Raw genomic sequence first — 21,926 nt, 5'->3', positions numbered from 1 at the left:
GTTTATGCGCAGTCATCCAAAATTGATCGCCTCTGGCAAGACTTAACGCAGACGCTGACCCGATTCAGGATCAAAAAGCATCGCCCGTTCAGGACGGATCGAAAGCCCGATACGTTCACCGGTGGTACTGCGTTGGTCCTCCCGCTCTTCCACAATCAGCTTATCGCCATTTGGCGTCAGCAGATACGAATAGGATACACCGCCAAGCGCTTCTGTCAGATCGACCGTACAGGCATCACCGTTTCGATCCACTTGAATATGCTCGGGTCGAATCCCGAGCGTCACCTTCGTTGCCCCACTCGGAACACTTTCAGTGACAGGGATCGAGTCGGTTAGCGCAGGGTGCCGCACCATTCCGTCAACGACATCGCACTCTAGAAAGTTCATTGCCGGCGAACCAATGAAGCCTGCTACGAACTTATTGTCGGGGTCGCGATACAGGTCCATGGGGGCGCCTACCTGCTCGATCCTGCCATCGCGCAAGACAACGATCTTGTCGGCCATGGTCATTGCCTCAACCTGATCATGCGTAACATAGATCATCGTTGCGCCAATTTCTTGATGAAGTCGCGCAATCTCGACCCGCATTTCAACACGCAATTCCGCGTCAAGGTTCGAAAGTGGCTCGTCAAACAGGAACACTTCGGGGCCACGCACGATAGCACGTCCGATCGCCACCCGCTGACGCTGACCACCGGACAACGCTTTGGGTTTGCGTTTCAGATACTGGTCGAGTTTCAGTATGTTCGACGCTTCCTGAACCTTCTGATCAATCTCGGCCTTGGCAACACCGTTCATCCGCAGACCAAAACCCATATTCTCGGCCACCGTCATATGGGGATAGAGCGCGTAGGTCTGAAACACCATCGCCACTCCACGCTTGGCCGGATCCACATGCGTGACTTCGCGTGCACCGATATGAATTTCACCATCCGAAGTTTCCTCAAGACCCGCGATCATCCGCAATAGCGTAGACTTGCCGCAGCCCGACGGGCCAACGAACACACAGAACTCGCCATCTTCAATCTGCAGATCAATGCCGTGGATGACCTGAGTCTGACCATACCGCTTGATCGCGCCTTTCAGGGTTACACCTGTCATGTTGCTTGCATCCTATTCTGTTGGCCCTCAGGGAACCGCCATGCCTGTGCTTCTGTACCAATCTGTTCAGCGACGCGCCGAACGCGCGGCACCCAAGATTGCAACTGCTCGAAATTCATTCGCCCGGTGGACCCCGTCACCGAAAGCGCGCCCAGCATGCGCCCCCCGGTGGTCAAAATCGGACACGCGATGCAGATGATGCCGGGCTCATGCTCTTCATCATCAACGGCGTAACCCCGGCTTCGGATCAGCGCGAGGTCAGCCCGCAATGCCTTTTCTGACGCCAAGGTTTTGTCGGTGAACCGATGGAAACTTTGTTGCGAGACAATCTTTTCCAGCTGTGCCTCGTCCAGATACGCCATCATCGCTTTGCCAACGCCGGTACAATAGGCCGGACCGACCTTACCGGCCTCTGAAAACATCTCGACCGGACGTTGAGCATTGCGTTTATCCACGTAAAGCACCTGCCCGGAATCAAGCTGCGCCAAATGCACTGTTTCCCCGGTCTCGGCGCTGAGCACGTCCAAGAAGGGTCGTGCAATGGGCGCCAGCGAGCTTTGGGTCCACGCCGAATGCGCCAGCCTTACCAGCCGCATCCCCGGAGAATAAGTCTGACGTTCCGGTTCGTAATACAACATCCCTTGATTAGTCAGCGATTGAAGAAACCGGTATAGCGTCGCTTTGGGAAACTCGCTGCATTCCAGCAACTCACCAAATCTCACAGGACGCTCAAACGCAGCGACCTGCTCCAGCACATCACATGCTTTGCCTATTGTTCCGTCACCTGCCACGGGTGCCCATTCTCCTCCACTTTCCCCCGGCCTTGGACACGAGGGTCTTGACAAGACTAGCCGAGTCGATGTGTAGTTTTCAATATATAAAACAAGGTTTCAATATTTGGAACCATTTTGGAAGCTTAAGGGAGGAAACCATGCATTCCATGTTCAAGCGCACAGCGGCGGCTCTGGCTGCCAGTGTGGCACTTGCTGCGCCCGTTGCAGCCGAGCTGACCGGCGAGTTGCGAATCTTTCTCGATACATCCAACCCGGCGCCGCGCGCGACGATGGAAGCAATGATCGATCGATTCGCGGCCGAGCATCCCGGCTTGGAAATCGAAACCACCGTGATCGACCGCGAGGCCTACAAAACCCAGATTCGCAACTTCCTCACAGCGGACACACCGGATGTGGCAACCTGGTACGCCGCCAACCGGATGAAACCATATGTCGAGGCGGGTCTGTTCGAAGACGTATCGGACCTGTGGGCAGAGCCTGAGATCGCCGACAATCTGGCATCCACCAAAGGTGCGATGACCATCGATGGCAAGCAGTGGGGCGTACCCTACACCTATTATCAGTGGGGTGTTTATTATCGCAAAGACATCTTTGATGAACTGGGCCTGACCGAGCCGACCACTTGGGAAGAGGAACTGGCCAACTGTCAGAAGATCGTCGATTCGGGACGCGCCTGCTATACTATCGGGACCAAGTTCCTTTGGACCGCTGGTGGTTGGTTTGACTATCTGAACATGCGCACCAACGGCTACGACTTCCACAACCAACTCGCCAATGGTGAGATCAGCTGGGAAGACGATCGGGTCAAGCAGACCTTTGCCAACTGGAAGCAACTGATCGACATGGGTGCCTTCATCGACAACCACCAGACCTATAGCTGGCAAGAAGCACTGCCCTTCATGGTCAATGGTGAAGCCGCCGCCTATCTGATGGGCAACTTCGCCGTGGCTCCGCTGCGCGAGGCAGGCCTGACAGATGACCAGTTGGACTTCTATCAGTTTGTTGCCATCAATCCCGATGTTGAACTGGCGGAAGATGCACCAACCGATACGTTCCATATCCCGGCCAACGCCTCGAACAAAGAAGCCGCGCGTGAGTTCTTGCGCTTCGTGGTTTCCGCAGACGAGCAGACCGAGATCAACAACGGTGCAAACCTCGGTCAACTTCCAGTAAACGCACAATCTTCTGTGGATGACGATAAGTTCCTGCAGCAGGGCTTTGCGATGCTGTCGTCCAACAGCCCAGGTGGTGTTGCCCAGTTCTGGGACCGTGACGCTCCGGCAGAAATGGCCAAAGCGTCCATGGAAGGCTTCCAGGAGTTTATGGTCAAGCCGGACAACGCGGACAAGATTCTCGCCAAGCTGGAACGTGCGCGCGAGCGTATCTACGACAACTGATCATGAACGGGCCGGGCGAAAACCCGGCCTACTTCACCGTATAATTTAGGGCGGTAATTAGTCCGCCACACCTTCACCCGGGAAACCGATATGACCACAATCGCCGATGTCCAAGAACAAGAAAGCTGGTTCCACAGGAACCAACAACGTATCGCGCCGTGGTTGTTTCTGGCCCCGGGTCTTTTGTTTTTCATGGTCTATGTGATCATCCCAGTTTTTCAGTCCTTCAATCTGTCTCTTTATGAATGGGACGGCTTGGGCGCGGCTGAATATGTGGGCTTTCGCAACTACGAAGACCTTTATTGGGAATGGGTCGATCGGGACGCATTCTATATCTCACTGAAAAACAACCTGATCTGGTTGATCCTATATCTGGCCGCGATCCCTGCTGGCTTGTTTATCGCATTATTCCTGAACCAGACTGTCTGGGGCATCCGCCTCTATAAATCGCTGTTTTTCTTCCCCTTTGTGATTTCTCAGGTCGTTGTGGGCCTGGTTTTCACGTGGTTTTATGATCCGACCTTTGGCTTGCTGAACGAATTTCTAGGCCTGTTTGGAATGGGCCCACTAAATGTGTTGGGTGACGAACGCTTCGTCACATATGGCATTATCTTTGCAGGCCTTTGGCCGCAGACGGCCTATTGCATGATTCTCTATCTCACCGGCCTGAACGCCGTGGACCCTGAACAGATCGAGGCAGGACGGCTGGATGGTGCCAAAGGTGGCAGAATGCTGTGGCACATTATCTTGCCGCAACTGCGCCCTGCGACCTTCATCGCCTTCGTCGTTACCATTATCGGCGCTCTGCGCAGCTTTGACCTGATCTCGATCATGACCCAAGGCGGGCCTTTCGGGTCGTCTCGCGTGCTGGCCTATTACATGTTCGAGGTCGCCCTGTCCGAATACGGTTTCCGCATGGGATATGGCGCCGCTATCGCTGTGATCCTGTTCCTGATCATGCTCTGCTTCATCGCCTACTTCCTGTGGTCGATGTACCGCGAAGAAAGAGGGCACTGAGATGTTTCCCAAACCCATCGAAAAACAACCCCGCGCGGCCCAGATCACCTATCAGGCAATGTTACCGGTGGCCCTGCTGCTTTGGCTTGGACCCTTGCTGGCGGTCGCATTGTTCTCGGTCAAACCAGCGGCGGATTTCACCAACGCAAACTACTGGGGCATGCCGTCCAGCTTTGAAGGCGCGTTCAACTACGGGCAAGTTTTCTTTAACTCGGATATGCCGCGGTACCTGCTGAACTCGTTCCTGATCACCGTCCCAACTGTGATCGGTGCCGTGGCGCTTAGCTGTATGACCGGGTTTGCGTTGGGGATCTACAAATTCAAATCGAACCTCTGGATCTTCTTCATGTTTGTGGCAGGCAACTTCGTGCCCTTCCAGATCCTGATGGTACCTGTGCGTGACCTGACGCTCGAGTTGGGCCTCTATAACACTAAAACCGGTCTTGTGCTGTTCCATATTGCGTTCCAGACCGGCTTCTGCACGCTCTTTATGCGAAACTTTATCCGCGCCCTGCCTTTCGAGTTGATCGAGGCCGCACGGGTCGAAGGCATAAGCGAATGGCGGATCTTCTGGTATGTCGTTCTGCCCTTGATGAAGCCTGCGATTGCCGCACTCAGCGTGCTGATCTTCACCTTCATCTGGAACGACTATTTCTGGGCCGTTGTGCTGACCCAAGGGGCCGAAAGCCAACCTGTCACGGCAGGGATAACCAGCTTTAACGCGCAATTCCGCGCCGCCTATCAATTGATGAGTGCCGGTTCTATCGTGGCAGCCCTGCCGCCTGTGGCCATGTTTTTTCTGATGCAGAAACACTTCATCGCGGGCCTGACCCTCGGTGCCGTAAAATAACGTCAAACCAGAGGTTTACCTCATGACAAAGATCACCTTTGTAGGTGCGGGTTCCACGATCTTCATGCAGAATATCGTGGGCGATGCCCTGCTCACCCCTGCACTGGCTGATAGCCACTTTGCATTGATGGATATCGATCCGGTACGCTTGGCCGAAAGTGAGGCCGTGGCCAAGGCTATGATCCGCTCAGTCGGCGCTGGCGCGACGGTCTCGACCCACACGGATCGTCGTTCCGCTCTGGATGGCGCTGATTTCGTGATCACGGCCTTTCAGGTTGGCGGATATGAACCCTGCACGGTGACCGATTTCGAAATCCCAAAGCAGTACGGCCTGCGCCAAACTATCGCTGATACGCTGGGCGTGGGTGGCATCATGCGCGGTTTGCGCACCGTGCCGGTCCTGTGGGGCGTCGCGCAGGACATGATGCAACTCTGCCCTGATGCGACGCTGTTACAATACGTAAACCCGATGGCGATCAACACTTGGGCACTGGCCGAGCGCTTCCCAGCGCTGAAACATGTGGGTCTGTGCCATTCTGTCCAGAATACGGTTGAGGAACTGGCGCATGATCTGGACCTGCCTAAGGCAGATATTCGCTACAAAGTCGCAGGCATCAACCACGTCGCGTTCTTCCTAAAGCTTGAGCATGAGGGCCGCGATCTTTATCCCGCTCTGCGTCAGGGCTATGGCGCCGGGCACTTGCCCAAGCCTCCGCTGCTCATGCCGCGCTGCCCGAACAAAGTGCGCTATGAGGTAATGGACCATTTGGGATACTTCTGCACCGAAAGTTCCGAGCATTTTGCGGAATACGTTCCTTGGTTCATCAAAGACGGTCGCAATGATCTGATCGAACAGTTCAGCATTCCGCTGGATGAATATCCGACCCGCTGTGTCGAGCAGGTGGCCAACTGGAAAGAGCAGGCCAAAACTCTAACCGATGGTCGCGACATCGAGGTCACTCGAAGCCACGAATTTGCTGCTGACTTGATGAACGCAGTCGTAACAGACACCCCATACGCGGCTTATGGCAACTTGCCGAATACGGGTCAGATTCCCCAACTGCCATTGGGTGCCGTGGTTGAAACGCCTTGTCTGGTTGACTCGAATGGCGTCCAACCTTCCGTGGTCACGGATATCCCGCCACAACTGATCGCGCTGATGCGGACCCAGATCAACGTACAAGAGCTAACGGTTCGTGCGCTGACCGAAGAGAACCCCGAATACATCTATCACGCCGCAATGATGGATCCCCATACTGCGGCCGAGTTGGATCTGCGCCAAATTCGCAGCCTCGTTACCGATCTTCTTTCCGCCCATGGCGACTGGCTGCCCGATTGGTGCCGGCCGGCCCGCGCCGCCTGATCTTCTTCTTTTCAAAAATACTCAATTCCAACGTCAGCAAGACAGACAGAGCCAAAAATGACCAAAAAACGCCGTTCACAGCATTGGTACGGAAAACTCGACAAGGACGGGTTCATTCACCGGTCTTGGATGAAAAACCAGGGCTTTCCAGACCATGCTTTCGACGGGCGCCCCATCATCGGCATCTGCAACACCTGGTCCGAACTGACCCCGTGCAACTCGGGCCTGCGCGATCTCGCCGAGGGCGTGAAACGCGGTGTTTGGGAGGCCGGAGGGTTCCCTGTGGAATTCCCGGTGATGTCGCTGGGTGAAACGCAGATGAAGCCAACGGCGATGCTGTTTCGCAACCTGCTGGCGATGGATGTCGAAGAATCCATCCGCGCTTATGGCATTGATGGCGTTGTCCTTTTGGGCGGCTGCGACAAGACTACACCGGGTCAATTGATGGGAGCGGCCTCGGTCGATTTGCCGTCTATCGTGGTCAGCTCTGGCCCCATGCTCAACGGCAAGTATCGCGGTCAGGATATCGGGTCGGGCACTGACGTCTGGAAGTTTTCTGAGGCCGTTCGTGCAGGAGAAATGACCCTGCAGGACTTCATGAACGCCGAATCCGGCATGTCGCGCAGCGCAGGCGTTTGCATGACCATGGGCACGGCCAGCACCATGGCCTCGCTGGTCGAAGCTATGGGCATGAGCCTGCCCACCAATGCCGCCCTTCCCGCCGTTGATGCCCGTCGCATGGCACTGGCGCATCTGACCGGTAAGCGCATTGTCGAGATGGTGGACGAAGACCTCAAGCCCTCGGACATCCTTACCAAGGAAGCCTTAGAAAACGCCATCCTTGCCAATGCAGCCGTCGGAGGTTCAACAAATGCAGTGGTCCACCTTCTGGCGCTGGCAGGTCGCGTGGGCGTCGACCTGACGTTGAAGGATTTTGAAATCGGGTCAGAAATACCTCTGCTGGTCAACTGTATGCCTTCGGGCAAATATCTGATGGAGGATTTCTGCTATGCAGGCGGTGTGCCTGTGGTTCTGAACGAACTAAAGCCTTTCCTGCGACCGGCGAAAACAGTTTTGAACAAGGATATCTCGGCCCATTACGAAGGGGCTGAGTGTTTCAACGCAGACGTCATCCGCCCCTTCGACGATCCCGTCAAACCCGCCGCAGGCCTACGGGTTCTGCGCGGCAACCTCGCACCAAACGGGGCCATCGTGAAGCCTTCGGCAGCCACGGATTCGCTGCTGGAAACTGAAGCAGAAGCGTATGTCTTTGAAAGCATCGAAGATCTGAAAGCCAACATCGATCGCGACGACCTGCCGGTGACACCTGAGACTATTCTGGTCCTCAAAGGCTGCGGCCCCAAAGGCTATCCAGGTATGCCCGAAGTTGGGAACATGCCAATCCCGGCGAAGCTGGTCAAAGAAGGCGTACGCGACATGATCCGCATCTCAGATGCGCGCATGTCAGGCACAGCCTTCGGAACCGTCATCTTGCATGTCAGCCCCGAGGCGCAGGCAGGTGGCACGCTGGCCCTGGTCAAAACCGGTGACCGCATTCGTGTGTCCGCCAGCAAGGGCGAGCTGGAACTGCTGGTTGATGAAAAGGAACTGGACGCCCGCCGCGCCCTGTGGCAACCGGACGATCCACATTACACACGCGGGTATGCGAAGCTTTATATCGACCACGTATTGCAGGCCGATCAGGGCGCTGATCTTGATTTTCTGGTCGGCAAAGATACCCGCCTTGTGACCAGAGAGAGCCACTGATGGATCATCCTGCTATCTTTCCCGACCTGAACGGCGCTTCCATCTACATTACTGGCGGCGGGTCTGGCGTCGGTGCCGCGCTGACCGACGGGTTTATGGGCCAAGGCGCAAACGTTGCCTTTATCGGTCGTTCCGATGCAGGAGCTTTCGTCGATGAGATGCGAGACAAGCATGGGCGCGCACCTTTGTTCCTTCAGGGGGATATGACGGATACCGAGCTGTTGCATGCCACCATGGCCAAAGCCGCCGAAGCGCATGGGCCGATCAAAGTGCTGGTCAACAATGCGGCCAATGACAAGCGCCATTCGCTGGAAGAAACCACGACTGATTTCTGGGACTGGATGATCGAGGTGAACCTTAAAGCTTATTACTTCGCTTGTCAGGAAGCAGCCCGCCAGATGAAAGACCACGGCGGTTCAATCATCAATTTCAGTTCGATCAGCTACATGATGGGAAATGCGGGTTATCCGATCTACACAAGTTCAAACGCCGCGATCACCGGTATGACAAGGTCGTTGGCGCGCGAGCTTGGGCCGCAGAACATCCGCGTCAACGCGCTGGCTCCGGGATGGGTCCTGACCCAGAAGCAGCTGGACATGTGGGCCACACCCGAAGACCTGGCGGCGCATATGGATCGCCAGTGCCTGAAAGAGCACTTGACGCCCGAAGACATGATCGCGCCGACCCTGTTCCTTGCCTCAAACGCAAGCCGTGCGATGACCGGGCAATGCATGGTGGTCGATGGCGGCGTTGTAGGAACGGGGTGACGCTATGAATGTCGATTGGATCGCCGTTGATTGGGGAACATCGCATCTGCGCGCCTGGGCCATGCAAGGAGACCGCGCAGTCGCTCAAGCTTCTTCTCAGGACGGCATGTCGCGCACTGCAGGTGGGGATTTTCAGGCAGCCCTGCTGGCTCTGGTCGAAGACTGGCTGCCCGGGTATCCGGTGGACGTGATCGCCTGTGGCATGGTCGGCGCGCGACAGGGTTGGGTCGAGGCCCCGTATTCTGCGGTTCCTTCCAAGCCGATCCCGGTTGTCCCGTTCCGTGTGCCCAACACCGATCCGCGCATCAGGGCCTTCGTGGTGCCCGGGTTGAAACAAAACTCCCCCCCCGATGTTATGCGTGGGGAAGAAACACAGATCGCCGGGTTTCTCAGTACCCATCAAAATTGGGACGGCGTCATCTGTCTGCCCGGCACTCATACCAAGTGGGTGCAGATCAGCGCAGGCGAGGTCGTCAGTTTCCGCACTTTCATGACCGGCGAGATGTTTGATCTGCTGCGCGGGCAATCCGTCTTGCGTCATTCGATTGATGAAGGTTGGGATGACGATGCTTTTTCCGATGCTGTGGCTGACGCGCTGTCAAAACCCGAGCAACTTGCTGCACGGTTGTTTGGCCTTCGCGCGGCGGACCTGCTGCACGGCCAAGACAAGAGCACCGCAAGTGCACGCCTTTCAGGAATTCTGATTGGCGCTGAACTAGCTGCATCACGGCCCTATTGGTTGGGTCAACAACTGGCAATAATAGGCTCGGAAGGGTTGACCAAGGCCTATGGGGCGGCGTTGCAGCAGCAAGGCGCGCTGGTCGAAACCGCCGACGCTACTGCCACAACCCTTGCAGGGCTGGCACAGGCCCGAACACTGACGAGGCAAACCGCATGAGCCGTCCTATAATTGCCATCTTGCGTGGCTTGACACCCGCCGAAGCATCCCGGGTCGGACGCGCCCTGCTGCAAGCGGGCATTGACAGAATTGAAGTTCCGCTCAACTCGCCCGATCCATTGGAGAGTATCCGTATACTCACCTCCGAGATCGGAGAAAGCGCGCTGGTCGGTGCCGGCACCGTGCTGACCTCGGAACAGGTTGAGGCAGTCGCTGAGGTCGGGGGCAAACTGATCGTGTCGCCAAATTGCGATGTTTCGGTGATCGAACGCACTGTCGCGCTTGGGCTGCAAAGCTGGCCGGGTGTTTTCACCCCGACCGAAGCCTTCACCGCCCTGCAGGCAGGGGCAACTGGGTTGAAACTGTTTCCGGGATCGATGGCTGGACCCGCCGGATTAGCCGCGATGCGTCCAATTCTGCCGACGGGCAGCCAGATTTATGCTGTCGGCGGTGCGGGTCCTGAGAATTTTGATCAATGGATCAAAGCCAGTGCTGATGGCTTTGGCATAGGGTCCGCGCTTTATAAACCGGGTATGTCGGTCGACGCAGTATCGAACCATGCCCAGCAAATCGTGGCCGCCTATGAAAAGGCGGTGAAATGAGCCACATCTATGATGACCGCCCTTGTGAGTTGGGTGAGGGGCCGTTGTGGCATCCCGAGCGCAATCAGCTGTTCTGGTTCGACATTCTTAACAAGCGGCTGATGTCCCTAGAAGGCAGCAGTGCAAGGGAATGGGCGTTTGACGAACATGTCTCAGCCGCCGGATGGGTCGATCGCGACACTTTGCTGATCGCATCGGAAACCGGACTTTGGCGGTTTGGGCTGGAAAGCCACTCCATGGATTTGATTGTACCTCTCGAGGCCGACAATCCGGTGACCCGATCCAATGATGGCCGCGCCGATCCTTGGGGCGGGTTCTGGATTGGCACCATGGGAAAAAACGCAGAAGCCGGTGCCGGGTCGATTTATCGATATTGGCAAGGGGAGCTTCGGCGCTTGGTCCGAGATGTAACCATCTCAAACGCGATCTGCTTTGCTCAGGATCGATCCTGCGCCTATTACAGCGATACCGTCACCAAACAGGTCATGCGCTGGGAGCTGGACGGTGCGACTGGCTGGCCTATCGGTGAAACCGCCGTTTTCCTTGATTTACAAAGCGACGGCTTGAACCCGGATGGAGCTGTCGTCGACGGCGACGGCAATATCTGGATTGCCCAGTGGGGTGCGAGCCGCGTTGCGTCTTATTCACCAAGTGGCCAATTCCTAAGGGCCGTCGAATTTGGCGCCTTGCATACCTCCTGCCCAAGCTTCGGCGGGGACGATCTGACCACGCTTTTCTGCACTACCGCCCGGCAGGGACTTGATGCAGACACGCTTACACACACGCCTTCAAATGGTATGACCTTTGCTGTGCACAATATCGGGCAAGGTCAAGCGGAGCACAGAGTAATACTATGACACCAGAACTTGGGGTCTGCTATTACCCCGAACATTGGCCAGAGGAAAACTGGGCCAAAGATGCGGCGCGCATGATCGAAACCGGTCTGTCCTGGGTCAGGATCGGGGAATTCGCCTGGAGCCGGATGGAACCCTCTCCAGGTGATCTGCAGTTTGATTGGTTGGATCGCGCGATCGAGACATTGGGCGGTGCGGGCCTGAAAATCGTTCTGGGAACCCCCACGACCACACCGACGCGCTGGATGCTGGACAAGTATCCCGACATGCTTGCCGTGGATGCAAATGGCGATCCGCGCAAGTTTGGCTCTCGCAGGCACTATTGCTTTAGTCACGAGGGCTATATCGACGAATGCAAGCGGATCGCCCGGATCATGGGACAGCGGTATGGTGGCAATCCGCATATCGCTGCCTGGCAGATCGATAATGAATATGGCTGCCATGATACGACGATCAGCTACAGTGACGCGGCTCTGAAAGCATTTCGCGGCTGGTTATCAGACCGATACGGTTCGATAGAGGCGCTTAATACCGCCTGGGGAAATGTGTTTTGGTCGATGGAGTATAACAGCTTCGATCAGATCGAACTGCCGAACCAGACAGTGACCGAGCCAAACCCGGCGCATGTTCTTGCGTTTCGCCGCTTTGGTTCGGATCAGGTCGTAGCGTTCAACAAGGCTCAGGTCGACGAACTACGCCCGCTAACGGATGCTCCGCTGCTACATAATTACATGGGCCGCGTGTTGGAGTTCGATCATTTCGATGTCGGCAAAGACCTGAATATCGCCACGTGGGACAGCTATCCGATCGGGTTCCTATCGGATCGTCTGGAAGCGGATGAGGCGCATAAGACCGCGTTCTTGCAACAGGGTGATCCTGACATGCAGGCATTTCACCATGACCTCTACCGCGCTGTTGGTCGGGGTCGCTGGTGGGTGATGGAACAACAGCCCGGCCCCGTGAATTGGGCCCCATACAACCCGGCCCCACTACCGGGTATGGTCCGGTTATGGACGCTTGAAGCGGTCGCGCATGGGGCCGAAGTGGTCAGCTATTTCCGCTGGCGGCAAGCACCCTTTGGGCAGGAACAAATGCATGCTGGTCTGCTGACTCCTCATGGGCACGATGCACCGGGACTGGCCGAGGCTCGCCGGGCCGCGGACGATATAGCTGCATTGGGCGAGGTTCAATCCGTGCGTGCCCAAGCTGCAATCGTATTTGACTATGCGTCGGTATGGGCGTGGGCTGCTCTGCCTCATGGCGCTGGATTTAACTATTTCAGGCTGGTGTTCTCGGCCTATCGCGCTCTACGCCGTGCCGGGCTATCGGTGGATATGGTTCCCCCTACAGAGGTCGGCAAAGAACGTTATGGTTTGATCCTTGCACCGGGTTTGGCCGTATTGGGTGACCTTGAACAGCGGTTGTTAGAGGGTTGCGATCTGGCGGTTCTAGGACCGCGTAGTGGAGCGATCACCGAAGACTTTGAGATCCCTCACAATGGACGTCCTGGCCTTGCAGGTCTTGATACGCATGTGGATCTTGTCGAAACCCTGCCGCCCAATGTGGTCCGTGCCGTCGATGGCGGTGGCAATGCGGAACACTGGGTCGAGCGCCTATCGGGCGAAGCCAAAACACTGTTGTCGTTCGCTGATGGCACACCAGCTCTGCAGGCGGACTCCGGGCTTTGGTATCTGGCGGGTTTCCCGGATGAAGAGCTTTGGGATCGTGTCGTTGCGATGGCTGCACATGAAATCGGTATGAAACTGTATCCGATGCCTGCCGGGCTGAGACGACGCGAGACGCAGTCGCACGAAGTCTTGATCAACTACAATGCGCATTCCGTTTCATGGAACGACCTGCAGATTGATGGTTGTGACGTTCTCTTTAGGAAGCGTGACTCATATTAACCTTAATCTAGATACCGCTAACATAACCTGATAGAGGGCGTGACGCAGGTCATGGCTCCTACAGGTTGCGACAATGAAATACACCCGTTCAGACTTTCCCGATGGCTTCCTTTTTGGGGCGATCGTCCCTGCCGAAATGGCCTTGGGGTTGGACATGTACCGCATTTCGATCCGTTGGGCCGACATTCTGCCAGACGGACGCACTCCTGATTTGGCTGCGCTGGATCGCTATGAGCGGCAGATTGACCAGATTTTGGCGCAGAACATGCGTCCCTTTGTCATACTGGATCACGCGGTGCTTCCCGCCGAACTGGTCGACATCGGGGGTTGGCGAAATCGAAAGGTGGCGGGTCATTTCGCGCGTTTTGCCGAAGCAATCGTTGCCCGGACGGGTGATCGCATATTCAGGATTTCGACCTCTAAACTGGCCTTCGACAGCAACGGAGATTCACGCACCGAAGTGCGTAGTCTTCATCATCAGTTTCTCGCTCAAGGCTTTGCTCGACAAGAGATGCGGAGCTATGGAATGAGCAATCTTGGTGCCGAGCTTGAATCAGATCTCTTGGAAGCAGTTTTCAGCAAGCAATACCCTAAGCAACTTCTGGATCGGCTGGGAGAAAACCTTCCTGATAACTGGACGGATGACTTTGCAATCATTGCAGAGCCTGTCGATTGGCTCAGCATAACCAATGCGGAAGGCATTGAATTCGGCTCGGTACTGCGCACAGTGCGTAAACACGCGCAGTCAATTCCAGTTTTTGCAACTGTGAATTCAGATACTGAACGGGGCTTAACCCATGGCCTGGAAACCGTGCACGCCGCCCTTGCCCAAGACGGCTTGATTCAAGGCGTTTTTGTTCATTCCGAGCAAACCAACTCAATCAAGGCGCTGCGCCCGGTTCTAAGTCGTGGTGATCAGCCTGCACCTTGGGTTCGGCCAAAAGAAGGGCTGCACGCACATTGGAACCTTGTCGCCGATATCGGTGGCACCAACACGAGACTGGGTGTCGTGACCGAAGGTGAACTGACCGATCTGCGCAAACATCCCACCGGCACAGTCAGCGATCTGCAAGATGCTTTGCATGATCTGTGTGACGAGATCGGCACCCGGCCGCGCGCCGTTGTCGCTGCGGGTGCAGGTCCCGTAAAGAATGGCACTATTCGTCTAACGAATGCCAATCTTGATCTGTCCGAGGATGCTCTGGCCAAAGCTACGGGCGCACACCACACCTATGTTATCAACGACTTTACCGCCGCTGCTTGGTCGGTCGCTGAAATCACTGACAAAGATATTGAGGTTCTGCAGGGCGCTGCATCGCCACCGCTTGGGACACGGCTGGTTGTCGGCCCGGGAACGGGGCTTGGTGTAGGTGCCCTGCTATTTTCTGAAGGTCACTTTCATACCGTTTCGGGGGAAGGTGGACATGTTGGATTGTCGCCGCGCCATCTGGATGAGGTTGAGGTTTTTAGAGCCGCTCGCCGGATTGTGCCCGAGTGTTTTTTCGACGACACCCTCGTTATCGAAGCTGAGATGTTCCTAAGCGGTACGGGCCTGCCGGTTCTCTATCAAGCGATTGGGATGGCCGAAGGTCTGAACGATGTCGCCAAGCGTCCGGCAAAAGATATTCTGCAAGATGCACAAGACGGCTCGGATCCCTGCGCCGTTAAAGCAGCCCGAATGTTCACCGAGCACCTTGGTGCCGTCATGGGAGATCTTGCCGTCGCGCTGATGCCGACAGGCGGTGTATTTCTGGTTGGTGGCGTCGCCGAAAAGAACCGCTGGTTGTTTGGTCAGGATTTTCTGCGTGCCTTCAACGCTGGCGGTCGGTTTGATGAGCTGCGCCAATCGATGAATTTGTATGTGTCAGAGCAAGATGAATTCGGTATTGTTGGCGCTAACAATTTCTGCAAGAATGCGCTCGCACGGTAGCTGCATCGCGCGTTTTCTGAACAATCGAGGGATAACACGATGATCCTGTGCTGTGGAGAAGCTCTGATCGACATGATCGCCGAGCCTACGGTTTCTGGTGCAAATGGGTTTGTGCCGCATTCCGGTGGTGCGATCTTCAACACCGCAATCGCATTGGGGCGTTTGGGGGCACAACCCGGACTATTGTCCGGGCTCTCGACGGATATGTTTGGCGAGCAGCTGATCGCCGCATTGCAAATCAGCCATGTTGCAACCTCGCATGTAATCCGCTCGGATCGTCCGACTACGCTTGCCTTTGTTCAGCTGCAGGACGGTCATGCCACCTACAGTTTTGTGGACGAGAATACGGCAGGACGAATGCTTCGGCCCGAGGATATGCCGGATCAACTGCCGGGTGTTTCTGCCTTATATTTTGGTGGGATCAGTCTGGCTTGCGAACCCTGCGCCGATGCATATGCGTCCCTGCTTGAGCGCCATGGGTCTGATCGCGCCGTGATGCTGGATCCAAATATTCGTCCCGGGTTTATCAAAGACCAGACCCGTTATCGCACGCGCCTCAACCACATGATTGCGCAGACTGATATTGTCAAAGTTTCAGATGAAGATCTGGATTGGATCATCCCGGGGCCTGAAAGCCATGCCGAGAAAATCCCTTTGCTGCTTCAAGCCGGCCCGGCGGTTGTGATCGTAACCAAAGGGGGCGACGGCGCGACGGGTTATCTGTCAGATGGGTCCGAGGTGTCTGTCCCCGTTCAAAAGGTTGACGTCGTGGACACCGTTGGTGCAGGGGATACGTTCAATGCAGGTGTATTGGCGGCGCTCAGCCAAGCTGGTCATCTCAGCAAACCCAACCTGCGCAGCTTGTCAGAGAACAGTCTGCGCGACGCTTTAACGTTCGGCGCTAAAGTTGCGGCCGTTACCGTATCATGCGCCGGGGCGAACCCACCTTGGGCCGAGGAACTTTGAACGCTACGTACGCTTAGCATTGATGCTTTGATGCTTTGATGCTTTGATGCTGCGTTCAAACTTGAACAGCCGACAGGTAAAGCACCGGCTATTCGCTATGCAGACAAAAAAGGCCCCCGAGATTGCTCGGGGGCCAATTTGTTTTCGCCGTGTTTTAAAAACCTATCAGCTCCGGCCCTTCCATGGGACAAGCCAGTTCTCGGCCTTACGCATCAGGATATCGATGCCATAGCCGATCACCCCGATCAGAACGATCCCCATGATAACGATATCGGTCAGCTGGAATTTGGACGCAGCGATGATCATCATCCCGGCCCCTTTTTGTGCGGCAACCAGTTCTGCCGCAACAACCGTGCCCCAGCAAACCCCCATGGCCACACGCGCGCCGGTGAAGATTTCAGGCAGTGAATTAGGAACGATCACATGACGCATGATCTGCCATTTCGACGCCCCCAGCGAGTAAGCCGCATGGATTTTCGAGATATTCACACCTGATACACCAGCCCGTGCTGCAATTGTCATGATCCAAAGCGCCGCGAGGAACAGCAGAACGATTTTACCAGTTTCCCAGATGCCGAACCAAATGATCACCAGTGGGATCAGCGCCAAGGGTGGAACCGGGCGCATAAACTCGACAATCGGATCGAACCAGCCACGGAACCAGCCAGACAAGCCCATTGCATAGCCCAACGGGATGCCCACAAGCGCACCGGCGATGAACCCGGCAATTACGCGCAGCAGCGACCAGCCCAAATGCTCCCAGAGTGAGAAGTTCTGGTAACCCTCGCTGGCGATCTCGAAGAACCGAGCAACAACGGTTTCTGGTGCAGGAAGCCAGATGGGGTTCATCTGCAGACCCTGTTTCGGGGTGAAACTGATCGCACCTTTTCCGGTCAACGTTACAGTGCCGTCACCTGTGTCGACCTTTTGGCCTTCACCGATGGGTGTACCGTTAATCGCGACGATCTTGGCGCCTTCGTTGCGCTTGGCGTCATCATTCTTGTCGAACAGGATCGTCGAAGAGCGGCCCGCCGCAGCAGCGACGGCGTCGTCCTTGGCAAACCCGCTGCCGGGTTCAACCTCGAACTTCTCTGCTTCTTCACCGAAGGCTGGAACGCGAACAAAGATTGTTGCCTCATCCGTGCTTCCGTCCGCATTCTCAAGCGTGTAGGTGAATTGCGTATCACCGACAAACGGCCCAGGGACGTGGATCGGAAACAGCTTAGAGCCGGTGAACGCCGCCCAGATCACAAAGATCACAAGAACTGAGATGATCGATGCCGCCCTGTCTGCGCGTACGGCACTTTCGTCACCAAAGGTCACAGTTTTCAGGCTGGTGAAATCCTGACGCGATTGAAGGCCACGCCGCAGTGCGTAGACGATGAAAAACGCACCACCGAACAGGCCGATATAAAAGAGGAGTACAATCATGATGCCTGCTCCGTTCGACCCATAATCTCTTCTTCCATCTCCCAGATCATCGAGAGAATCTCATCTCTTTTTTCTGCGAAACCTTCGGATTTCTTCACATCTCGCAGGTCTGCATTCACGCCTCGCTCGGCAAATGGCAGATTGTATTCGCGGTGAATGCGCCCAGGTCTGGGGGCCATGACGATCAGTCGTTCGCCCAGCAACAAAGCCTCTTCGACCGAGTGGGTGATCAGAATGATCGTCTTGCCCGTTTCTTTCCAAAGCTTCAGGACAAGGCCCTGCATCTTCTCACGGGTCAGAGCATCCAGTGCACCCAAGGGCTCATCCATCAGGATAACGTCCGGCTCATTGGCCAGACACCGCGCCAAGGCGACACGCTGTTGCATCCCGCCGGACAGCTCATACACTGCCTTGTCTTTGAAATCCTGAAGTCCAACAACCTCAAGCAGATGATCAGAGATTTGATCTCGTTCTGCTTTTGGCATGCCTTTCATGCGCGGGCCGAACTCAACATTTTCGCGCACATTCATCCATTCAAACAAAGCGCCCTTCTGGAACACCATTCCGCGTTCAGCATCGGGGCCTTTGACCAGGTGGCCGTTTAGTTCAATCTTACCAGATGTCGGCGCCAGAAATCCCGCAACGATGTTCAGCAACGTTGTTTTACCACAGCCCGACGGGCCGAGCACGGACATCAACTCACCTTCTTTGAGGCTCAGCGATACATCCTGAAGGGCCTGTACTGAGGAGCCGTTGGGCAAGTCAAAGCGCATGGACAAATCTACGATGTCCAGTTCAGGCATCCTGCCTCCTTCCTGCTTTCATAGCTGACGACCGGCCCGCCCTGGGGCCGATCTCATGAAATGTTCTGATTGTATTAGTTGCTTGCAGCTGTCAGCGGAGCGGCGTTGACGGCGCCATCGTATGAATCCAGTGCGGATTCGATGCTGCCTGCCGACACGAACACGTTTGCGACGCCCTTCATGAACTCTTGTGCGCCACCGCCCAGCCATTTGTCAGACAGCTGATCATCAACCGATGGGAAGGTGAACGTGGCAATTGTGGCCTCAGCATCCGCGGGATCCATACCAGCATCTTTCGCAATTACCGGCAGCATCTCATCTTTGGCGTCGCCTGCGTTCCACTTGGCGTTTGCATCCGCAGTTACCTTCAGGAACTTGGACAGAAGCTCGGGCTCTTCTTCAATGAAGCTGGCCGGCGCACTTGTCACGTCGAACACCAGGATACCGATCTCTTCTTTTTCGGCACCGGTCAGAAGGATGTTGCCATGATCGGTCATACGACGCAGCGCACCACCCCATCCGCAGACCATATCGAGGTTGCCCTGGGCGAACGCCGCTGCACCATCAGCCGGAGCCATGTCAACGATTTCCATCGAGCCTACATCGACACCAAAATGGCCCATCTGCGACAGGAAACCATAATGCGCGGCAGTACCGATCGGAACACCGACCTTCTTGCCGTTCAGTTCGCCAGCATTGGTCTTATCGATTTCAAGAGCTTCAGCAACGACGCAGTTGTCATTGTCTGAATAGCTGACGGCCACATCGACAATCTGAATGTCCTGACCCGCCGAAGTTGTCACAACGAAAGGCGGCACACCCTGACTGACTGCGATCTGAACGTCACCCGAAGCCATTGCTGCAGACATTGCAGTTCCGGTGTCGAAGGACACCCAGTTGATCTTGACCCCAAGCTCTTCTTCGTAGGTGCCATTTGCTTTTGCATATTGGAACGGCATCGGCCATTCGAGGAAATATGCAACTGTAAGCTCATCAAGCGCAGCGGCTTGAGTGGCGGTAATGGCTGCGGTCCCGGCGAAGGCCGTGGTGAGCAGATATTTTTTGATCATTTTTACTATTTTCTCCCTGCTGGTTCCGTGCATCCGACTTTACTGTGGTTCGAGCACTGGAACAGTGAAAAAACCATAATCATTGCGAGCCAAATTAGTAAATCAAAATACTAGTTACGCAAAAACCGAAACTTTGTTTCGCTTTTAGCTTATGGTATGCGTGGCATGTGGGGAGAATCCAGTGTCAAACAAATCGCTTAGTCTCAGATGGCTCGAAGTATTCCAGCTGATTTCCAAATTGGGATCAATCCAGAAAGTTTCAGCCGAGACCGGACTGTCAATCAGTACTGTTTCCAACCACTTACGCAGCCTCGAAAAGGCATTGGATGTGGATCTGGTGGACCACGGACGCAGGCCAATGGGTTTGACCCCGGCGGGCACTGTTTTCTCGCGCCATGTGCACGAAGGTTTGATGTCTCTGAAACGCGGCGAGGCCGAGCTGAGGTCTGGCAGTTGGCAACACGCAACGGATCTTCGCCTTGGCCTCATCGACGATTTCGATAGTCGTGTCGCCCCTGATCTGTTTCGACACCTTTCGGCAAGCTTGCCACGGTGCAGTTTTCGCCACTTCACACGCCCCAGCCACGAGATACTCGACAAATTGCAGTCTCAAAAGCTGGATGCTGGCGTCGCCACCCGACCCTCTGGAAATGTCGAAGGATTGGTGGAGTTTCCGCTTCTTCGCGATCCCTTTATCGTCATTCTGCCGCCCTCATATGACGGCCCTGTCGAAGATCTGATCAATCCAAAAAACACCCTACCGCTCTTGCGATATTCTCGAGATCACATCATCGGCAAGCTCATTGAGATTCAACTGACGCGCAGCAAGATCAATTTACCCAACCGATTCGAACTTGAATGCAACCAATCCATTATCGGACTCGTCGCCGGGGGCAGCGGGTGGACGATCACAACCGCCGCAAGCTATTACCGCGCGCGGCGTTTCCACGAAAACACGCGCGCCTTGCCATTCCCGGGCAAAAGTTTTGCGCGCACCGTCTCGTTGTTCACAACCAATGTGTATCCGTCATCAACCACCCGGTTGATCCACAACACGCTGCAGGACCTGATCCGCCAGCATGTGACCGAACCAATGATATCGCGGTTTCCGTGGCTTACCGAAGACTTCCGAACCATAGCCGCGCCTCCGGTATGATGGATGAAACGCTTGTGGGCAAATTCGAAGTTATTTTCCGGCTTTTTCGAAACCGATCTCAGGGTGCTTGACCGATAGGCAGTGATTGCTGTGATTAGACTTAACTTTGCCGTGTGACTTCAGGCGGCATTCCGAAACCAGAAACCAACCCGGCAACCCGCGTTGTGTCCAGCCAGGGATGACGCGTCGGTCTTAAACCAAGTGCTGGGTCCAGATCAGGATAGCTTGATGCATCTTTCTCGATTCCCGCGCGTTTTTCTTGCCCATCTGCCCACACCGCTCGAACGGATGGATCGCCTGTCCGAGGCGCTGGGTATTGATTTGTGGATCAAGCGAGACGACTGCACAGGTATGTCGACGGGGGGCAACAAGACCCGCAAGTTGGAGTTCCTGTTCGGAGAAGCACAGGCTCAGGGCGCGGACATGGTGATGACCCAAGGTGCGACCCAATCGAACCACGCCCGACAAACCGCCGCTTTTGCCGCCCGGCTAGGCCTGAAGTGCCACATCCTTCTGGAAGACCGGACAAGCTATAACAACTCCAATTACAACAACAACGGCAACGTCCTTCTGGACCACCTGCATGGTGCAACCACCGAGAAATTTCCCGGTGGCCACGACATGCCTGCCGAGATGGAGCGGGCAGCCGAGAAAAAGCGCGCAGAAGGCCACAATGTCTATGTGATCCCCGGCGGAGGATCGAACCCGACCGGTGCGCTTGGTTATGTGAATTGCGCTTTGGAGTTGGTGAGCCAGGCAAACAATGCCGACCTAAAGATCGACCGCGTGGTGCATGCCACAGGTTCGTCGGGGACGCAGGCCGGGCTGGTTACAGGGCTTTGCGCCATGAACACAGGAATTCCGGTGCTGGGCATCGGCACCCGCGCACCGCAACCCAAGCAAGAGCAGATGGTCTATGATCTGGCCTGTAAAACCGCCGAGAAACTCGGTTGCCCGGGCGTGGTGGAGCGCGAAGATGTGATGGCTAACACCGATTATGTCGGCGACGGCTATGGCCTGCCAACAGAAAGCGGGATTGAAGCCATCCGCATGTTCGCCGAGCTTGAAGGAATTCTGCTCGATCCAGTCTATTCCGCAAAAGGGGCCGCAGGTTTAATTGATCTAGCGCGCAAAGGCACGTTCAAGGATGAGCGGGTCGTGTTTCTGCATACTGGTGGCTCCGTCGGTCTGTTCGGCTATGATTTCGCCTTCGATCACGCTGATCGCTGGGTCAATCTGTAAAGCGGCAGCGA

19 protein-coding genes are annotated in these 21,926 nt (G+C 55.7%); 14 read left to right on the top strand and 5 right to left on the bottom strand.

Annotated elements, in window-relative coordinates; genetic code table 11:
• Positions 1 to 42: 42 nt before the first annotated feature.
• Together ACR0B3_RS12090 and ACR0B3_RS12085 are read right to left on the bottom strand one after the other, a co-directional pair.
• Positions 43 to 1,101 carry an ABC transporter ATP-binding protein gene (locus ACR0B3_RS12090; RefSeq protein WP_480809295.1) on the bottom strand — a complete coding sequence of 353 codons (1,059 nt, stop codon included), beginning with the start codon at positions 1,099 to 1,101 and terminating at the stop codon, positions 43 to 45.
• Positions 1,098 to 1,892 carry an IclR family transcriptional regulator gene (locus ACR0B3_RS12085; protein ID WP_480809294.1) on the bottom strand — a complete coding sequence of 265 codons (795 nt, stop codon included), beginning with the start codon at positions 1,890 to 1,892 and terminating at the stop codon, positions 1,098 to 1,100. Before ACR0B3_RS12085 ends, ACR0B3_RS12090 begins: the two co-directional genes overlap by 4 nt.
• Positions 1,893 to 2,032: 140 nt before the next feature.
• Here ACR0B3_RS12085 and ACR0B3_RS12080 point away from each other — a divergent pair, with 140 nt between their 5' ends.
• The 12 genes from ACR0B3_RS12080 (at position 2,033) to ACR0B3_RS12025 (ending at position 16,213) form a co-directional block, all read left to right on the top strand.
• Positions 2,033 to 3,292 carry an ABC transporter substrate-binding protein gene (locus tag ACR0B3_RS12080; protein WP_170723306.1) on the top strand — a complete coding sequence of 420 codons (1,260 nt, stop codon included), beginning with the start codon at positions 2,033 to 2,035 and terminating at the stop codon, positions 3,290 to 3,292.
• 90 nt (positions 3,293 to 3,382) lie between these two features.
• Complete coding sequence (locus tag ACR0B3_RS12075; protein ID WP_170685606.1) at positions 3,383 to 4,309, top strand: carbohydrate ABC transporter permease; 927 nt, start codon at positions 3,383 to 3,385, stop codon at positions 4,307 to 4,309.
• A 1-nt stretch (position 4,310) separates the two neighbouring features.
• The gene (locus ACR0B3_RS12070) at positions 4,311 to 5,159 is read left to right on the top strand and encodes a carbohydrate ABC transporter permease (RefSeq protein WP_170685605.1); all 849 of its coding nucleotides are present in this window, start codon (positions 4,311 to 4,313) and stop codon (positions 5,157 to 5,159) included.
• 22 nt (positions 5,160 to 5,181) lie between these two features.
• Positions 5,182 to 6,522, top strand: coding sequence for an alpha-galactosidase (gene melA, locus ACR0B3_RS12065; RefSeq protein ID WP_480809293.1), 1,341 nt, complete (start codon positions 5,182 to 5,184; stop codon positions 6,520 to 6,522).
• Positions 6,523 to 6,579: 57 nt separating this feature from the next.
• Positions 6,580 to 8,289, top strand: a complete 1,710-nt coding sequence (locus tag ACR0B3_RS12060; protein WP_480809292.1) for an IlvD/Edd family dehydratase — start codon at positions 6,580 to 6,582, stop codon at positions 8,287 to 8,289.
• The gene (locus ACR0B3_RS12055; RefSeq protein WP_480809291.1) at positions 8,289 to 9,056 is read left to right on the top strand and encodes an SDR family NAD(P)-dependent oxidoreductase; all 768 of its coding nucleotides are present in this window, start codon (positions 8,289 to 8,291) and stop codon (positions 9,054 to 9,056) included. Before ACR0B3_RS12060 ends, ACR0B3_RS12055 begins: the two co-directional genes overlap by 1 nt.
• A gap of 4 nt (positions 9,057 to 9,060) precedes the next feature.
• On the top strand, positions 9,061 to 9,954 hold the full coding sequence (locus tag ACR0B3_RS12050) for a 2-dehydro-3-deoxygalactonokinase (protein ID WP_480809290.1): 894 nt from the start codon (positions 9,061 to 9,063) through the stop codon (positions 9,952 to 9,954).
• Positions 9,951 to 10,556, top strand: a complete 606-nt coding sequence (locus ACR0B3_RS12045; RefSeq protein WP_480809289.1) for a 2-dehydro-3-deoxy-6-phosphogalactonate aldolase — start codon at positions 9,951 to 9,953, stop codon at positions 10,554 to 10,556. The genes ACR0B3_RS12050 and ACR0B3_RS12045 overlap by 4 nt, the downstream gene beginning before the upstream one ends.
• A complete protein-coding gene (locus ACR0B3_RS12040; protein ID WP_480809288.1) occupies positions 10,553 to 11,413 on the top strand; it encodes an SMP-30/gluconolactonase/LRE family protein in 861 nt (286 codons plus the stop codon). The genes ACR0B3_RS12045 and ACR0B3_RS12040 overlap by 4 nt, the downstream gene beginning before the upstream one ends.
• Positions 11,410 to 13,317: a beta-galactosidase gene (locus ACR0B3_RS12035; protein WP_480809287.1), complete on the top strand. Its 1,908-nt coding sequence runs from the start codon at positions 11,410 to 11,412 to the stop codon at positions 13,315 to 13,317. The genes ACR0B3_RS12040 and ACR0B3_RS12035 overlap by 4 nt, the downstream gene beginning before the upstream one ends.
• A gap of 73 nt (positions 13,318 to 13,390) precedes the next feature.
• Complete coding sequence (locus tag ACR0B3_RS12030) at positions 13,391 to 15,247, top strand: family 1 glycosylhydrolase (RefSeq protein WP_480809286.1); 1,857 nt, start codon at positions 13,391 to 13,393, stop codon at positions 15,245 to 15,247.
• Between the two features lie 39 nt (positions 15,248 to 15,286).
• Positions 15,287 to 16,213: a carbohydrate kinase family protein gene (locus tag ACR0B3_RS12025; protein ID WP_480809285.1), complete on the top strand. Its 927-nt coding sequence runs from the start codon at positions 15,287 to 15,289 to the stop codon at positions 16,211 to 16,213.
• Between the two features lie 165 nt (positions 16,214 to 16,378).
• On the opposite strand, the gene ACR0B3_RS12020 is transcribed toward ACR0B3_RS12025, so the two are convergent.
• The 3 genes from ACR0B3_RS12020 to ACR0B3_RS12010 all read right to left on the bottom strand — a co-directional run bounded on the left by ACR0B3_RS12020 (position 16,379) and on the right by ACR0B3_RS12010 (position 19,517).
• On the bottom strand, positions 16,379 to 17,644 hold the full coding sequence (locus ACR0B3_RS12020; protein WP_170759828.1) for an ABC transporter permease subunit: 1,266 nt from the start codon (positions 17,642 to 17,644) through the stop codon (positions 16,379 to 16,381).
• Positions 17,641 to 18,447 (bottom strand): ABC transporter ATP-binding protein, encoded by an 807-nt coding sequence (locus ACR0B3_RS12015; protein ID WP_170685594.1) that lies wholly within the window; start codon positions 18,445 to 18,447, stop codon positions 17,641 to 17,643. The genes ACR0B3_RS12020 and ACR0B3_RS12015 overlap by 4 nt, the downstream gene beginning before the upstream one ends.
• Before the next feature lie 74 nt (positions 18,448 to 18,521).
• Positions 18,522 to 19,517 (bottom strand): taurine ABC transporter substrate-binding protein, encoded by a 996-nt coding sequence (locus ACR0B3_RS12010; protein ID WP_480809284.1) that lies wholly within the window; start codon positions 19,515 to 19,517, stop codon positions 18,522 to 18,524.
• 181 nt (positions 19,518 to 19,698) lie between these two features.
• Between ACR0B3_RS12010 and ACR0B3_RS12005 the strand changes: the two genes are divergently transcribed.
• Both ACR0B3_RS12005 and cuyA read left to right on the top strand, forming a co-directional pair.
• Entirely contained in the window at positions 19,699 to 20,673 is a 975-nt protein-coding gene (locus ACR0B3_RS12005) for a LysR family transcriptional regulator (protein ID WP_480809283.1), read from the top strand.
• Between the two features lie 228 nt (positions 20,674 to 20,901).
• A complete protein-coding gene (gene cuyA, locus ACR0B3_RS12000) occupies positions 20,902 to 21,915 on the top strand; it encodes a D-cysteate sulfo-lyase (RefSeq protein WP_170723292.1) in 1,014 nt (337 codons plus the stop codon).
• Positions 21,916 to 21,926 lie beyond the last annotated feature (11 nt).

It is taken from the genome of Ruegeria sp. CE9, assembly GCF_056537425.1.
Note: the sequence above shows the minus strand (reverse complement) of the source record. Positions and strands in the feature narration are given on the sequence as shown.